General features: G+C 41.9%; 12 protein-coding genes and 1 tRNA gene. 4 read left to right on the plus strand and 9 right to left on the minus strand.

Annotated features, from left to right (window positions below):
• Position 1: 1 nt before the first annotated feature.
• From HWE15_RS13915 to HWE15_RS13945, 7 genes are all read right to left on the minus strand, one after another.
• The gene (locus HWE15_RS13915; protein ID WP_290508151.1) at positions 2–2,032 is read right to left on the minus strand and encodes a thioredoxin domain-containing protein; all 2,031 of its coding nucleotides are present in this window, start codon (positions 2,030–2,032) and stop codon (positions 2–4) included.
• Positions 2,033–2,069: 37 nt separating this feature from the next.
• A complete protein-coding gene (locus tag HWE15_RS13920) occupies positions 2,070–3,053 on the minus strand; it encodes a GSCFA domain-containing protein (RefSeq protein ID WP_290508152.1) in 984 nt (327 codons plus the stop codon).
• Between the two features lie 56 nt (positions 3,054–3,109).
• Positions 3,110–3,844 carry a DUF1835 domain-containing protein gene (locus HWE15_RS13925; RefSeq protein WP_290508153.1) on the minus strand — a complete coding sequence of 245 codons (735 nt, stop codon included), beginning with the start codon at positions 3,842–3,844 and terminating at the stop codon, positions 3,110–3,112.
• Positions 3,841–4,266, minus strand: a complete 426-nt coding sequence (locus tag HWE15_RS13930) for a DUF1801 domain-containing protein (RefSeq protein WP_290508154.1) — start codon at positions 4,264–4,266, stop codon at positions 3,841–3,843. Before HWE15_RS13930 ends, HWE15_RS13925 begins: the two co-directional genes overlap by 4 nt.
• Before the next feature lie 2 nt (positions 4,267–4,268).
• Positions 4,269–6,341: a prolyl oligopeptidase family serine peptidase gene (locus tag HWE15_RS13935; RefSeq protein WP_290508155.1), complete on the minus strand. Its 2,073-nt coding sequence runs from the start codon at positions 6,339–6,341 to the stop codon at positions 4,269–4,271.
• A gap of 3 nt (positions 6,342–6,344) precedes the next feature.
• Positions 6,345–7,655: a D-alanyl-D-alanine carboxypeptidase gene (locus tag HWE15_RS13940; protein ID WP_290508156.1), complete on the minus strand. Its 1,311-nt coding sequence runs from the start codon at positions 7,653–7,655 to the stop codon at positions 6,345–6,347.
• Positions 7,656–7,817: 162 nt separating this feature from the next.
• Entirely contained in the window at positions 7,818–10,097 is a 2,280-nt protein-coding gene (locus HWE15_RS13945; RefSeq protein WP_290508157.1) for a sodium-translocating pyrophosphatase, read from the minus strand.
• Positions 10,098–10,297: 200 nt separating this feature from the next.
• On the opposite strand from HWE15_RS13945, the gene HWE15_RS13950 reads away from it, so the two are divergent.
• The 4 genes from HWE15_RS13950 (at position 10,298) to HWE15_RS13965 (ending at position 11,553) form a co-directional block, all read left to right on the plus strand.
• Entirely contained in the window at positions 10,298–10,573 is a 276-nt protein-coding gene (locus tag HWE15_RS13950; protein WP_290508158.1) for a hypothetical protein, read from the plus strand.
• Positions 10,574–10,606: 33 nt separating this feature from the next.
• Positions 10,607–11,008, plus strand: coding sequence for a DUF4174 domain-containing protein (locus HWE15_RS13955; protein WP_290508159.1), 402 nt, complete (start codon positions 10,607–10,609; stop codon positions 11,006–11,008).
• A gap of 99 nt (positions 11,009–11,107) precedes the next feature.
• Entirely contained in the window at positions 11,108–11,341 is a 234-nt protein-coding gene (locus HWE15_RS13960; protein WP_290508160.1) for a hypothetical protein, read from the plus strand.
• A 137-nt stretch (positions 11,342–11,478) separates the two neighbouring features.
• Positions 11,479–11,553: transfer RNA gene (locus tag HWE15_RS13965), tRNA-Pro, on the plus strand.
• Positions 11,554–11,600: 47 nt separating this feature from the next.
• Here HWE15_RS13965 and HWE15_RS13970 read toward each other — a convergent pair.
• On the minus strand, positions 11,601–13,268 hold the full coding sequence (locus HWE15_RS13970) for a formate--tetrahydrofolate ligase (protein WP_290508161.1): 1,668 nt from the start codon (positions 13,266–13,268) through the stop codon (positions 11,601–11,603).
• Between the two features lie 184 nt (positions 13,269–13,452).
• Positions 13,453–16,128, minus strand: a complete 2,676-nt coding sequence (locus HWE15_RS13975) for a carboxypeptidase-like regulatory domain-containing protein (protein WP_290508162.1) — start codon at positions 16,126–16,128, stop codon at positions 13,453–13,455.
• Positions 16,129–16,152: the final 24 nt, after the last annotated feature.

The following is a 16,152-nucleotide window of genomic DNA, read 5'->3' on the forward strand; positions in this document are numbered from 1 at the left end:
ATTAATTCAAAAACGGTAATTGCGAAAGGGCCTCATCCACCTCCGAAACTGGTCTTCGGCAGGCATGGTCGAAGCAGACATAAATTAAGGCATTTCCTGTCGAATCGGGAGTTTTTCCTGTTAAAATCGGGGCATTTTCTGTCACTTCTTCACTCCAGGCTACTACCAAATTAGCAGGGACTTTTTTGAGTAAATCCAAAGCCTTTTTCTTGGCACCAAGTCCAACTATTCCGATTTCTGCTGTCGGTATAACTTGCTCTAGCAGTAGGCTTGCCCAATTACTTAAGAAGCCGGGATCTTTGAGAATTAATTCCCGCATTTTGCGAAGCATGGACCGGGAGATCTCAGCATACTTTTCCTCGTAGGTGAGGAGTGAGAGTTTGTGGAAATTCCTCGCCATGATGGAATTTGAGGCAGGGATGACATTGTCAAACAACTCTTTTTTATTGGCAATGAGTTTTTCAGCTTGGGGATCATTGAAAAAGAAAAAGTCCTCTTGCTCATCATAAAAATGAGTCAAGCAGAAGTCTGAGAGTTCTTTTCCAAAATCTAAATAGTTACTGTTTCCACTAACCTCAAAGGCCATCAAGCTAGCTTTAATTACGGCAGCATAATCTTCCAAGAAGGCAGGGGTGTAAGCCGCTCCATTTTTGTAGGTGCGCTGGAGGATTCCTTCTTTCATCATATGCGTTCGGATGAAATCCAAATTTGCCAAAGCCAATTGCAGTGCTCGCTCAGTTCCGGTAGCAAGGTACGCTTGAATCAATCCTGAAGCCATCAGACCATTCCAGCCTGCGATGATTTTATCATCTTTTCCAGGGAAAATCCGCTCGTTTCTTGCCTTTAGGAGGGTTGCTTTTACTTGAATGAGTTTTCTTGATAATTCCTCACCGGACATATTAAACTCTTGAGCGACTGTCTCATAATCCAGGGTTTGAAAAAGAATATTGACTCCATCTTCCCAATTCCCATGGATTTTAAGATTGTACAATTTCCGAAGCCAAGGTAATTCATCACCCACTAGCTGTTCAAGTTCGGAATACCGCCACGTATAAAATTTTCCCTCTATGCCTTCACTGTCAGCGTCTTGGGCTGCATGAAAACCGCCCTCTTCTTCCAGCATTTCGGCTTCCAGCCAATGAATGGTTTCTTCGATTTTTTCCAAGAAAAATTCATCCTTGCTCAGTTGATAGGCTTTTGCGTATAATTCCAAAAGTTGCCCATTGTCATAAAGCATTTTTTCAAAGTGGGGCGCAAACCATTCTCCATCCACAGAATATCGGGCAAATCCACCACGCAGGTGGTCATATATGCCTCCCATTCCGATTTTATTCAAGGTGAAGTAAACTGCCTCTTTCAAATCTTCCCGTTGACTGAGATAGGCATAATCCAATACGAAATTCCAGATGACCGGCATGGGGAATTTAGGAATCCGGTTCATGCCTCCCCATTCTTTATCAAATTGTGCACTGAGTTTGGTGATTATTTCTGACAAATCATCCTCGCTAATTTCCTCCTCGCTGGGTTGGATTCCGTATTTTTCAATTTCAGATCGATTTAGCGAGCGTCCAAAACCTTCGGCGCTTTCAGCAAGTTGATCCTGATGATTTTTGAAGGCATTTGCAATATTTGCTAAAAGACGGGTCCACTGCTCATTTTTGAAATAAGTGCCTCCATAAAAAGGTTTTTGATTTGGCATTAGAAAAACGTTGAGGGGCCAACCTCCCTGCAAGCCCATAGCCTGGACGGCATCCATGTAGATGTTGTCTAAATCAGGGCGCTCTTCACGGTCAATTTTGATGCAGACAAAATGCTCATTCATCAACTCGGCTGTAATCTCATCTTCGAAGCTTTCCCGCTCCATCACATGACACCAATGACAAGCAGAATAGCCAATTGAAACAAGGATCGGCTTGTTTTCTATTTCTGCTTTTTTCAGGGCTTCAGGGCCCCAGGGATACCAATCAACAGGATTATGGGCATGTTGAAGGAGGTAGGGACTTTGGCTATGGATAAGACGATTTGGCTTCATGGAATTTTGAATAATTGAAAATCGGAAGATTGAAAAATCAGTAATTCCACCCTTCCAACTCTTTTTGAACTTTATTTATTTCTCTTGAAAAATCGAATTCTCCATTGAATCGTTCCAGTTTGTCGAGTAAGTTTTGGAGGAATTTACGATGGGAATCAGAATGAGGATTGAGGGGTCGATGTGCTAGTTCACGGTGGATTTTAGAGATTTCATTTACTTTATTTTGAGTGGCTGAGTCAAAATAAGTTTGCATCCATTTTTCCCAAATGTAATTTTCTGCCTCGGCCGTGGGGTGAATTCGGTCTTCCTTGTAAAAGCGGTAATCCCTCAATTCATCCATCATGATTTCATAGGAAGGGAAGTAGGCAACCGAATTAAACGCTTCCTCCAATTGATAGCACAATACGCGGAGCAAACTTTTGCTGAGTTGATTTTCGGGGATTCCATCTTTTATATGTCGAACTGGGCTAACCGTGAGGATGATTTTTAAATTAGGATTAGCTTCTGTTAACTTTTTGAAAAGTTCGAAAAAGGGACTTTGCATTTCTTCTAATCCCGAAAGCCGCTTTTTAAAAATCTTCTGAGGCTGCTTGTGGCAGTTTGCCACCGGTCCAAAATCCTGGTGCTCGTAGATCCAGGACGTGCCAAAAGTCAGTATCAAATGACTGCCGCTTTTTAGATATGAGCTGGTAGTCTCTATTTTTTTATTGAACTTTTCGATAAGTTCCTTTTTGCTGGTTTCAACCAAATCAGAATGGGCGGAAAAATGGAAATACATGCCCTCTCTTTCCAGAATCTGGTTTTCATTAATTGCCCTTTTTTCAAGAGCCATGTCCAGTAGCTTGTGGAGTGCCAAAGGGTGAAAAATAGTCCCAAATGGATTAATTGAAATGTCGAATTTATGGGTATTCATCTTTGTCCCCATGCTTTGGGCGAAACAAGATCCCATGCTCAGAATTTTAGACTGATGAGATATTGGAAAAGGGGATTGGGGAATTTCAAATTCGGTAAACCACTGCATTTTATGAATTTAATGAAACTGTTGTCAGCTTTTTCTTTTCTACTTCAATTTGACAATTAAGGACTACTTTTCATTTTTTCCCAAAGCTTTTTTACCTGCAAATCTCCGAAGCCATAGATAGGAAGGTGATTTTGAAATTCTCTGAAAACTTTCCGAAAGTCCCAAACTGGATTTTTTATTTGGATATCCCGAAGGGTTTGCATTGGAAGTCCTTCTGATTTTTGAGTCGGGATCATGTTTTCCCATGCTTTTACCGCTGGAAATAAAAAAGAAAATTTCGGTTCTGAAGATTCCAAGTAATCTAAGGCATTTGCTACATCGGCATTTTGGTAAAAAGTCCAAAGGGAGTTAAATAGTCTTATATCCTCAAGATCAAGTTTTAGGGCATTTTCCCATTGATGAAATAATTGGGCAGCACTTAGATGTGCGAATGAATAAGGGGAGTTTTGTCCAGGAAGAACGAGATACGCTTCTTGAAGATCTTTTGGTAAAAGCGTACTGGCTTTCCAAAAGTTAACTTGACAAAAGAGGTCTTCTTCAAACCAAAAGAAAACGGTTGATTCCGAAGGGATTTTGGTGATTTTGAGAATTTCTTCTTTGGATTTCCTGTCATAATCAGTTGCTTCATAAGCGAACTCCAGAAATTCTTTTCTCATTTGCCAGAATACATCTTCATTTTTTGCAACTAGGGGACCATCTAGCAAGCACTCTCGAAAAATAATTTTCTCACCTGGAATATCATTTGGGAATTGTCCAGAAAGCGAGTCCCCATTCAGGATATGAAAGATCATTTGGTTGGATATTTCGCCTTCATGTAATCGTAGGACTTCTTTATCAGTTCACGTAAAACCTGTTCATCAACGTCGCTTAGCTTATTGATATAGAAACAAGAAGCTCCGGTTTTGTGTTTTCCTAGTTTGGCAAAAAGCTCGTTGAAACTGGTTTCCATGCAGCCTAGTAAATACAAGGAAATAGCAGTTTTTCTTGGCGAGAAACCTACAATTAAAAAATCTCCTTCCAGTCCGCTTTCATATTTGTAGTGATACTGTCCAAAACCCACGATCGATGGACCCCACATCACAGCTTTTTCTCCAGTGACTTCTTCCATTATCTGTTTTATGCGAAAAGCATCCTCTCGCTTTTTAGGGGATTCTGTTTGGTTGATAAAATCATCAACAGAAGCCTTGGTTGGTTGGGTTTTATTTTCAGCCATGATTAGTTCATTAAGTGTTTTTTGAGGAAGTTGGCTGTTTCATTAGAAACCCGAATCATATTTTCCCATTTCATCCAATGATGTGTGTCCCCGGGAATTAAGATCGATTCATAGGGTTTTTCGAGCTCATCAAATCGGCGGATCAAATCCGTGGTTTGGGATACATTCACATTTCGATCATCGTCCGAGTGTATGAAAAGTACTGGGCTGATCCAGGTGTCTAAATCTGCAATCGGAGAAGATTTCCAAGCTACCTCTAATGCTTTTTCATAATCAGGCGCTACTTCATAGCCTTCTGGAAAATCATAACGCCCATCCAAATCATGTACTCCATGAATATCTATTCCAACTTTAAATAATTCAGAATCCCGAGCCAAGGCCAAAGCTGTCAAATACCCCCCATAACTTCCTCCGTAGATTCCAATTTTATCGCCTCTGACCTGTGGTAAATTTGCCAAAAACTCCCCTCCGGCTTTGATATCTTGATATTCCACCGCGCCCTGATAATAGCCGTATGCTGGTCGGTGAAATTCATAGCCATAACCAATCCCCAAACGGAAATTGACCGAAAGAACGACAAAACCCATTTCAGCCAAATATTGATTTAGGGCATAAGTATTGGTGTAATAGTCCATGTAGCTCCAACCCAATAGCATTTGACGCTGTGGTCCTCCATGGACGAATACGACCCCTGGCTTTTCAGCTGGGCCGCCTTCCTTCTCGAAGAGTTGCCCGTGAACCGTCGTTCCATCGGGGGCTTTGAATGTGACCTGTTTGGGTGTGACGAGATTTGCTTGAGGAAATTCAGTAGGAATATGGTCTGCTTGCAAGAGCTGGGTTTGGGTGCCTTTTTTAAGTGTGACTAAATGGGGTCGCTGAGCCGTTGCTGAAAAATAGGCCAGGCTTCCATCAGCCAAGCCTACAGGGTAAGCCTCAATACCAGCTCCTAAAGTTTCCCAGTTAAGTGTTTTATCCGACAATTCGATCGTACCGATATGCCTTCGGTCTATATCTGCTTTATCAGGTCCGTAATTAGCGGAGAATAAAATGCGCTTTCCATCAGGATTGAGTTTGATTTGCTCAACCATATAGTTGCCTGGGGTCAGAAGGGTTTCCTTTTGGCTTTGTAAATCCAAATTGTATAAATGTTGCCAGCCGTCGTGGTAGGATTCAAAAATGAGTTCCTTTTCATCCGGATAGGAGAAAAAGAAATAGCGATAGGAACCTCTCAAGGTTTTCGGAGCGGTCCATAGTTTTTCAGCTGCTCCGCTTTCCACATCAGCAAGCCAGATTTCCCAAGGAATATGTCGAGGTTCTAGAAGGGGATAGGCAGCTCCCGATCCCCCTAGTGTTTTGATAAAAGCGATCTTGCTCCCATCAGGAGACCATTTGGGTTGGGAATATCGATGAAAGGAAGGGGCTATAAATTGGATGGGAGTTTCTTCATTCCGATAAATTCCAATTAATTGGTGCCCTCCTCTGTTAACAGTGAAGGCTAGGCTTTTTCCGTCCGGAGAAAATTCCATGGAGGTAACAGTTCCCTTGATTTCAAACAGTTGCTTGGGAGTCTCCATATTGTGTGCGTTTGCCTCCCAAACTTGGCCATTTTTTAAGAATAGAATTTGGTTCCCTGGTCCTAGGTGAATATTGTCGCCAGGCCCAATGGTTTCTATCATTCGAGAAAGTAGGTTGATGGCAAAGATTTCTACTTTGGGTAGCTGAGGAAGGTTGTCCGGATTGACTGTGGAGGAAGCATTTGAGCCGCCATGGTCGCCTCCACGCACAAAGACCAAATGCTCACCATCTGGTGAAAAAGTTAAACTGGTGATTTCTTGCCCATCATCTTTATCAAAAAACGTGAGTTTTTCGGGTTTAAAATCAGGTGCTTTAGCATAGTAGACATTTCGCCTTCCCTGCTCGTAAAGTGCCCAAGCTATTTGGGTTCCAGATGGATCGACTGTGAGTTCAGAAGGAAAGGTAAATTTCCCCACCTGCTCCATGGTAAAGGATTGGGAAAAGAGAAATTTTGGAAGTAGTAGAAAAGTTATCAGTAGGAGGGGAAGAGTCTTTTTCATGGTTTAATACTTGTCATGGATTAAATAGAGTACTTTTTGTAATTCCTTTTTCAAGTCATTGGAAGGAATTTGATAGTTATTCATCAGGCAGGAAAAATGAAGGATTTTTCCACTTTTGGTGATAAGGTAACCACTGAGCGCATTGGACATGCTGAGGGTTCCTGTTTTCGCATAAATGTAAGGGGCTTGTCCTGGATCCGCCGGATACCAATTTCGGATGGTGCCTGATTCCCCTCCAGCAGGGAAATAAGCTTTGATTTTTTCCAAGGGAACCTCTTCCCGTATTTTACCCAATAAGGTAATAATGGATCGAGGAGTGAACATGTTCCTAGAGGACAGACCTGAGCCATCGTACCATATAGGTTCATCAGGAAGATCCTTTAATAGATTTTCTTTTGCATAATCAATTGCTTCCCGAGTGCTTAGTTGATTGTTTAATTGGTCTGATACCAGTAGCATCAATTGCTCTGCAAGGAAGTTATCGCTGATTTTCATCATTTGGGCATAAATGCTATCTGCTGGAGCAGACGGGAGTTTTTTTGGGTCAACATTCAAATAGCCCTCGTTTTGAAGTAGGGTTACTTTTTTACCCAAAGCCTCCGACAGTAATTGCGTAGTCAATGTAGCGGAGGTGATAAAGGGAATATCCCGATCGAATTCATCAATCTCAATCTCATCAGCTATTTCGTAGGTGAATTTATTTTCGAACCGTTCTCTACTGAATCGAAATCCACTCCAATCATCTGTAGGCTTGGCCGTCAAAAGTGGTTTAAAGCGTTCTGGATAAACTGAAAAAAGGTCTGCATCCAATTTGGAAGAAAAGCGGACTACATTTCCATAGATAGGGAAAGCGGAACGTTCGGTAGCATAATAATAGGGGTACCAATCCCAAGCCCAGCCCGGTCCAAAGGCATTGACTTGCTCAAAGTTGTCGAGAAGGTAGAGTTGCTTTTCAGAGTTATTGAGAAAATTCAGTACGGTGCTGTCTTGCAAGTCAGGATGAAGTAAGCTTGGGTCTCCCGTTCCCCAAAATATCAATGAATCTCCTCGCTCCAAATAATTTAGTCCATTTACTAAACCGTCACCTAAGACGGTATAAGCGGTGTAGAAGGTGAACAATTTGGTATTGGAAGCCGGAATAAAGTAATTGTCTTCATTGATCGCTACGAGAGCTTTATCCTTGGCAGGATCTACTAGCATAAACCCTAAATGACCTTTTTCAAAAACATCAGATTTGGAGATTGATTTTTGAATTTTTTGAACGGTGCAAGAAGCTGATAGGATAAGTATCAGAAAGGGGAGGAGTTTCTTCATAAGCTTAAATTATAAAAAAGTCTCCTGCTTTTTGAGAAGGAGGGACTTAGATAGACGTTAAATTTTCGAAGATCAAAAAGCTAAGTATGAAATAAGTGAGTCACAGAAAATAAAAAAGGCTGCCATTTCGAAATGACAGCCTTTTAATAAGGTGTGGGGAAATTATTCCACCACTGTTTCGATTTCAGTGACGATCTTCTTTCCGTCTTCGTATTTGATCTCTTTTTTGACTTCGACTACTTTGGCATCTGCCATTTCGCCATGAGAATCATGAGAAGATAGAAGTGGCGCAATTACTAATCCTACCAAACAGGTCAACTTGATCAATATATTCATGGATGGACCAGATGTGTCTTTAAATGGGTCTCCAACAGTATCTCCGGTTACAGCTGCTTTGTGAGCTTCCGAACCTTTGAAGGTCATTTGTCCATCGATCATTACACCAGCTTCAAATGATTTTTTGGCGTTATCCCATGCACCACCAGCATTGTTTTGGAAAATGGCCCACATAACACCAGAAACTGTAACACCCGCCATATATCCACCAAGAACCTCAGCAGCAAGCATGGTGTCTCCAGTTGTCAGTTGTGTTAAAAACGCGATCAAGATTGGAGAAACAATAGTCAATAAGCCAGGAAGCATCATCTCCTTCAAAGAAGCAGTCGTCGAGATCTCTACGCACTTGTCGTACTCAGGCTCAGCTTTACCTTCCATGATACCAGGGATCTCTCTGAACTGACGTCTTACTTCTTTTACCATTGCCATTGCCGCTTTACCTACAGAGCTCATAGCCAATGCGGAAAACACAACTGGAATCATCGCTCCGACGAAAAGAGCGGCAAGCACTGGGGCTTTGAAAATGTTAATCCCATCAATACCTGTAAAGGTTACGTAAGCTGCGAAAAGCGCTAGTGCTGTCAAGGCTGCAGAAGCAATCGCAAAACCTTTACCAATAGCTGCAGTCGTATTTCCAACAGAATCAAGAATATCTGTTCGCTCACGCACTTCTTTTGGTAATTCGCTCATTTCTGCAATCCCTCCGGCATTATCAGCAATTGGACCGAAGGCATCGATAGCCAACTGCATTGCTGTGGTGGCCATCATGGCTGATGCAGCAATCGCTACCCCGTAGAAACCTGCGAAAGCATATGCTCCCCAGATTGCAGCAGCAAAAAGAAGTACTGGCGCGAAAGTGGACATCATACCCTGAGAAAGCCCGGCGATGATATTGGTTGCAGCTCCAGTAGATGAGTTTTGAATAATGGTCATAACCGGCTTTTTGCCCATACCTGTATAGTATTCTGTAAAGTAGCTAATCAAGCCTCCAACAGCCAAGCCTATCAATACGGCAGCAAATACATTGAATGAGCTCACAGTTTGCAAACCTTTACCGAAGAATGTCATTTGCATTTCTACAGGTAGCATCCAGTCAATGATGAAATAAGAAGCAATACCTGTCAAGATGATAGATCCCCAGTTTCCTTTATTCAAGGCCGCCTGTACTTGTGCTTCTTTTGCATTATTGTCGCTGATTTTGATAAACCAAGAACCTACGATTGAGAAAATGATACCGATACCAGCAATCAAAACTGGTAATAGTATTGGTCCCATTCCTCCAAAGGCGTCATTCATTGGTGCGCCATTATTAATATCATTGATCAGGTAATTACCTAATACCATCGCCGCCAACATGGTTGCTACATAAGAACCGAAAAGGTCAGCCCCCATACCTGCAACATCTCCTACGTTATCACCAACGTTATCTGCAATAGTAGCAGGATTACGTGGGTCATCTTCTGGAATACCAGCCTCTACTTTACCAACTAAATCAGCTCCTACGTCTGCAGCTTTGGTATAAATACCGCCTCCTACACGGGCAAAAAGGGCAATGGATTCAGCACCTAGAGAGAAACCGGCAAGAGTTTCAAGAACGATGGTCATTTCCATATAGAATGATTGCTCACCGGTTATGAAAAACTGAACGAGAAGTGCAAGCAGTAAAGAAAGACCGAATACGGCCAATCCCGCGACACCAAGTCCCATAACGGTACCACCTCTAAATGAAACCTGAAGGGCTTTAGGTAAGCTGGTTCTTGCAGCTTGCGTTGTTCTTACGTTAGCATCCGTTGCAATCCGCATCCCGATGTTACCTGCAATCGCTGAGAATACAGCTCCGATTACAAAAGCAATAACGATGAACCAGTGTGTGGTTTCAACCAACATTGAAACGACACCTAGCAGAATCCCTGCTACGACAACGAAGATGGCCAGCATTCTGTATTCAGCAGCTAAGAATGCCATCGCGCCTTCTTTTACGTAACCTGCAAGCTTCTTCATGTTTTCTTCACCCTGATCTTGCTTATTCACCCACGTTCTTAAATAGAACATGTACGCTAATCCGATTACCCCAAAGGCTGGTAAAATGTAGATTAAGTTTTCCATTTATTTTTTTCTTTTGACTCCTTGGTTAATAATTTGGCAAATATAGGACTTCTAGCTTTCCAGCCAACTGGTAAAAAATTTTCTGTTTAGTGAATTTTATTGGGTGATTTTTGAATTAAAGGCAATTTTTCGAGGTGAATGCCTTATTTTTTATTGAGTTTGGAAAATAAAATTGAAAATCAAATAAAACTATCAGTAAAATGACCGTCAAAGAATTCAAAAATTTAGAACGACCACTCCCATCATTTACACCCGAGTTGGCGGCTTTATGGTGGGACTTCAAGGGAAATTGGGATATGGCTCATGCTGAGGTAGATCAACTTCCAGGAAAGTTGGCCGCTCGAGTGCATGCGTATCTGCATCGAAAGGAAGGTGATCTTTGGAATGCCGATTATTGGTATCGAAGAGCAGGGGAGCAGCGGCCTTCTTATTCTTTAGACCGGGAGTGGGAAGGCCTACTTGAGAGATTTCTGTAATAAACATTCCCTGTTCCCCAGTGTTTTTAAACCATGGCTTTTTTATTACTAATTCTCTTTTGTTTGAATTTTCAGGAAGCGAAAACTCTTAAAGATTTTCAGTGGGAACGCAGAGTTCTTGTTCTTTTTGATTTCAAGAGTTTGAATGACAGAGGAGAAGAATTGGAAAAACAAATCAAAGAGCGGAGACTTTTAGTCGTCCAATTTGAAGGAGAAAAACTCATTGGTATTTCTGAAGAATTTGAAATAAACAACCCCTCATTTTTGAGTTTGAAACAAGTAAATCCCAGCTCTTCTAAATGGTATCTGATTGGCTTGGATGGTGGGGTAAAGGCATCAGGACATTCCGATAATTTTGATTGGGAATGGATTTTTAGAAAGATCGATTCTATGCCCATGAGGCAGAGTGAAATCAGAAATGGGGTAAAAAATTGATACTAAACCCCTGAAAAATACCCATTTTAGGGGATGTTTTCGTGTTTTTTAGATTGGTACCTTAGGGCTGTTTTTATTGTTCAATAATCAAATCTGATTATGAAATTCTTTTATATCTCCTCCCAGACCAATCCGGATAATTTGTTTGAAATTCATGAGCGGGATTGCGCTCATATTCCAGATGCAATTAATCGAGATTATTTGGGACCTTTTAATAATGGTTCAGAAGCGCTAAGAACAGCAACCCGAACAAAGAACAACGTGACGCTTTGCCCCAATTGTTGTCAGGGTCAAAACGCTGCGATTATTTTTAAGGATAAGGTTTCTAATTGAGGGTTGATTCATCTAGTTGGGTCAGCTTTATTTTAAAATACTGGCTGGATTTTTTCTTTGAATCTTGTAGATTTGCTTCCCTGAAAAAGTCGTGGGAGAAGCTCTATTTCCTTCATGTGCTTTCTTCTTTTCTTAATCGGGGTGTGGCGCAGTCCGGTTAGCGTACACGTCTGGGGGGCGTGTGGTCGCAGGTTCAAATCCTGTCACCCCGACTATAAAAAAAGGGAGATTCGATATTAACTCGAATCTCCCTTTTCTTTTAAAACAATCCTGAAATCACACCATCAGCCGAAATATCTACTTGCTCAGCAGCTGGGGTTTCAGAAAGTCCCGGCATACGCAGAATTTCACCTGCGATGGGTATCAAAAAGCCAGCTCCTGCTGCAATCTCAAATTCCCGAATGGTAATTGAAAAATTACGCGGTCGCCCGATCAACTTTTCCTGATCACTGATACTCTTTTGGGTTTTGGCGATGCAAACAGGCAAATGGTTGTAGCCAAGTCGTTCGATTTTCTTGAGTTGGCTTTGGGCTTTTGAAGAAAGGATGATTTCCGAAGCCCCATAAATAGTGCGGCTAACTTTTTTGATTTTTTCCTCCACGGAATCGGCCAATGAATAGGTGGGCTTGAATTGATATTGACAGTTTTCAGCAGCTTGGATGACCAAATCTCCCAAATTCAAGCAGCCATCTCCTCCTTTTTCCCAACCTTCGCTAAGCGCTACAGGAACGCCTAAGCTTTCGCAATAATCCAACAGCAAGTCTTTTTCCGCTTGGGTATCGCTGCTGAAGACATTTACTGCAACGACTACAGGAATCCCAAAACTTCGAAGGCTTTCCAGGTGATGAAGCAAATTAGGTAACCCATTTTCAAGGGCTTCCAGATCCTCAGTTGTCAAATCTTTTAGTGACTTCCCTCCATGATATTTCAAGGCTCGGATTGTCGCCACCAACACAGTTGCCTTGGGTGAAATACCTGCTTCCCGGCATTTGATATTGAAAAACTTTTCGGCTCCTAAATCAGAACCAAAACCAGCCTCAGTGACCACATAGTCTCCTAGACTTAAGCCCATCTTAGTCGCTAAAATGCTGTTTGTTCCCTGAGCAATGTTGGCAAAAGGTCCACCATGAATCAAAGCTGGGTTGTGTCCCAAGGTTTGAACGAGGTTGGGTTTAATAGCCTCCTTCATCAAGGTAGCCATGGCCCCCTGTGCATTCAGATCCCCTGCAAAAACCGGGCTTCCGTCAAAGCGGTCTCCAACATAGATTTTGGCGAAGCGTTGCTTTAAATCATCTAAATCTTTGCTCATGCAGAGAATGGCCATCACTTCACTGGCAGCCGTGATATTGAATCCGGTTTCCCGAGGTAATCCACCGCTTTTTCCTCCTAAGCCCGTGATAATACCCCGTAAGGCCCTGTCATTCATATCCATCACGCGTTTCCACAACACAGTTCTTGGATCAATTCCCAAATTCCTTGTTTTGCTTTGGATATTATTGTCGATAAGTGCTGAAAGAAGGTTGTTCGCTTTTTCGATAGCATGAAAATCCCCCGTAAAATGCAGATTGATATCTTCCATAGGGATCACTTGCGATCTGCCTCCTCCTGCTGCGCCACCTTTGATTCCAAAAACAGGTCCCAAACTTGGTTCACGGATGACCGCTAAAGTGCTTTTCCCCAATTGGTTAAGTGCATCTGTAAGTCCGATGGTTACCGTAGTTTTCCCTTCTCCGGCAGGGGTAGGCGTAATGGCAGTGACTAAAATAAGGTTGGATTGGGCGACTTTTTCTTCGTCAATTAATTCGAGAGAGAGTTTTGCTTTGCAGCGTCCATAGATTTCGAAATCTTCATCTGGTATCCCGAGTTTTTCTGTGATTTTCCGTATGGGTAAAGGTTTAACGGATTTGGCTATTTCGAGGTCATTCATGGTGATTGTTTTTTCAAAAAAAGCAGAAAAGCAGTTCTCAAGGCCTGATAATTTTATGTAAAAAAGATGATAGAAGTCAGTAAATAGTTGGAATGAATAATTGCTTCATTTGGATTTTTGAAACCCAGCTTTTTCTTGGTTTAAATAAAAAATCCCAACTTAAAAGGGCTGGGATTAATCAGGTTTACAGGTCATATTTTAGTGTCAGCAGGCCGTACCTGGGCTGAACTAAGTAGGAAAATGTACTGATCAGGTTTTCACTGAAACTATCTCGCCGTATGGACCGCGTATCAAAAATATTCCAGACAGAAACCTTGAATTCCCAGGGACTGCTTTTTCCTCGATAGGTCAAAAAGGCATTTAGAAAATCAAAGTCACTTTGGGTTCCTGCTGCCCGATTCAAATAGGTGTTGTAAGTGTAATCTGCGTTTAATCTTAGGCCTTTAAAGATATCCAAATCGATTTCAATTCGTGGGCTGTGGGTTGTAAAGGTATTTTCTAAGATTCCTGAATTATAGCGATTGGTTGTGAATGAGTAGGCAAAATCCACCTCTAGAACTTTGAAGAAAGTAGTAGTCAGCTTCGTGTCATAGGTTTGAGAAAACTGCTTATTCTGTGCAGCTTGATTATCTAAAAGCAAATTGGTTGAAAAAGCATTCCAATTTCCTCCTACCTCAAACTTCAATTTATTCAATGCTTTATCCAAGCGAAGATCTCCATTCAAGGTTTCATTTACGGGTTCAATATTTTGCAAAGACAATAGTCGATTAATCCCAGCAAAATCAGTAGTTGTCACAATCTCATCCCGCTTTCGCTGATAATTCATGTTTCCGAACACAGTCAGCCCGGAGAACATGTCAAAATGAGTATAACTTAAATTGTGATTGGAAAACAAGCCATTGTCTAACAGGCGATTTCCTTGGAATACCGCATTATAGTCCTGAAGTACTAGCCCTTGGGCTAATTTTTGGATATCCATAAAATTGGCCTCCACTTGATAGCGGTAGGTTAGGGACCGATTGGATTTGATGTTCCACTTGGTGTAGAGCCCTGGGAATACCAAGGTTTTTTGGTAGGAAAGTTCATTTTCAAACTGCATGTCCTGCCAAGTATAGCTGTGGGCATAGAGGGAAGGACTGATGATAAACTTCTTCCATTTCGTTTTCCAAGTCATACCCGCATACAAATCCTGGAAACCGAATTCATTTTGATTGTCAAAAGCCTGGAATTCCTCGGCTGTACCATCCTGATTCAATTGCCCATTTAGGGTTTGATTGAGTTGCTGATATCCAAGTGACCAATTGAGGTGATTGGTGGGGTTGAGGATATAGTAATAATTGAATGCTCCTTCCAAAATATTCGTTCGAAGCTCTTGGGATTGAATCAAACGGTATTGCTCTGCATCGGGAATGACTGCCAATCCAAGAATCGGTTTGAGATTGGTGGTCAGGTCAAAAATAGGGTCCGTGAATTTTCGCTCCCAATTCAATTCGGTAGAAAATACATGCCGCTCAGAAGGTGCATGATACCATTCAAATTTTTGTTGAAAGGCATAGGGATTTCTTGAATTGATAGAGGCAAGGTTTTGCTGATTTTGTCCAAAGTTAGACTGAAGCAAATTGGAGTTTCGGATGTCCGAAATTTTCCCAAAAGCACTGTAGCGAACATAGGTTTCTTCCCGAGGCGTGTAGGTAAGAGAATATTTCCCCAAAGCGGAGGTGTTTTTAACTTCAATTGCTGAAGTCAGGGTTTCCTGCGCATTTTCGCCAGCATTCAAATAGGTCCGCAGTGAGTTGCTGCCCAGATTATTGTTAGATGCCGAGCCGATAAGAAATCCGGAATGACGCCAAGATTTGCTTGGAGTGAGGTTAAAATTGAAGGCTCCTAAATGAGTTTTCAATTGAGCGGCATTGGTGCGGTTGGCTAAAGGGATTCCGATATCATCTCCGTTAAGACTTACCCGAGATCCTGATCGGGAACTAAGCCCTGACAGCCCACCATTGAATCGAAAATAGTCCTGCAAGGTGAAGGTTTGTTCACCTACATTATTACTTCCGCCAATGAGATTCAAATTCACTTTGGGGGCATAATAAAAGACATTGGCATGTCCCAAATATCGCTCTTTTGGTCCTGCACCTGCCTCTAGGTCCCCAAAGACCATGTTCTTTTTCCCATCCTTCAATTGAATATTCAGGGCTAGGGTTTCGTTTGTGTCTAATCCTCTGATTGGAGAAACCTCATTGAAGTTTTTCAGTACTTGCACCCGATCCACGGCGTTGGCAGGCAGGTTTTTAGTTGCCAATTTGGTATCTCCGTCAAAGAAGGTTTTTCCATCCACCAACACTTTATCGACCTTTTTACCCTGAACTTTCACCTCTCCATTTTCATCGACTTGGAAGCCTGGAAGTTTTTCTAAAACATCTTCCAGTTTTCGTTCATTTCCCGTGGTAAATGCTTCGGTTTTGTAGGTCAAGGTATCTCCCTTCATAGTGACGGGAAGCTCGGAGACTACTTCCACCATTCCCAACTCGGTATCAGCTTGCTCCAACACAATCAAAAATGGAGTTTCGGAGTCCCATTCTGTAACGGACATTTCGAACTGTCGATAGCCCACAAACGAAACCCGCAGCAAATATTCGGAACCGGGATTCAAGGTAATTTTGAACTTACCTTCATCATTGGAAATTCCAAAACCGCCTATTTTCTGGGTAGATTGATTGATCGCTACGATATTGGCATAGGCGATCGGTCTATCCAGGGAATCCAAAACTCTACCGGTCAAAGCCTTGCTTTGGCCCAAGGCAGGTATTGCTATTCCAGCCAAAAAGGAGATAAAAATCAAACGTCTCAAAAAAAGCATGTTGGTTTAGTTTTCTTAGTTTTT

The organism is Algoriphagus sp. (assembly GCF_013373065.1).
In the GTDB taxonomy this organism is placed as follows: domain Bacteria; phylum Bacteroidota; class Bacteroidia; order Cytophagales; family Cyclobacteriaceae; genus Algoriphagus.

Coding starts and splice junctions, on each gene's coding strand:
- HWE15_RS13915 (WP_290508151.1), bottom strand. CDS start 2,032: ATGAAGCCAAATCGTCTTATCCATAGCCAAAGTCCCTACCTCCTTCAA.
- HWE15_RS13920 (WP_290508152.1), bottom strand. CDS start 3,053: ATGCAGTGGTTTACCGAATTTGAAATTCCCCAATCCCCTTTTCCAATA.
- HWE15_RS13925 (WP_290508153.1), bottom strand. CDS start 3,844: ATGATCTTTCATATCCTGAATGGGGACTCGCTTTCTGGACAATTCCCA.
- HWE15_RS13930 (WP_290508154.1), bottom strand. CDS start 4,266: ATGGCTGAAAATAAAACCCAACCAACCAAGGCTTCTGTTGATGATTTT.
- HWE15_RS13935 (WP_290508155.1), bottom strand. CDS start 6,341: ATGAAAAAGACTCTTCCCCTCCTACTGATAACTTTTCTACTACTTCCA.
- HWE15_RS13940 (WP_290508156.1), bottom strand. CDS start 7,655: ATGAAGAAACTCCTCCCCTTTCTGATACTTATCCTATCAGCTTCTTGC.
- HWE15_RS13945 (WP_290508157.1), bottom strand. CDS start 10,097: ATGGAAAACTTAATCTACATTTTACCAGCCTTTGGGGTAATCGGATTA.
- HWE15_RS13950 (WP_290508158.1), top strand. CDS start 10,298: ATGACCGTCAAAGAATTCAAAAATTTAGAACGACCACTCCCATCATTT.
- HWE15_RS13955 (WP_290508159.1), top strand. CDS start 10,607: ATGGCTTTTTTATTACTAATTCTCTTTTGTTTGAATTTTCAGGAAGCG.
- HWE15_RS13960 (WP_290508160.1), top strand. CDS start 11,108: ATGAAATTCTTTTATATCTCCTCCCAGACCAATCCGGATAATTTGTTT.
- HWE15_RS13970 (WP_290508161.1), bottom strand. CDS start 13,268: ATGAATGACCTCGAAATAGCCAAATCCGTTAAACCTTTACCCATACGG.
- HWE15_RS13975 (WP_290508162.1), bottom strand. CDS start 16,128: ATGCTTTTTTTGAGACGTTTGATTTTTATCTCCTTTTTGGCTGGAATA.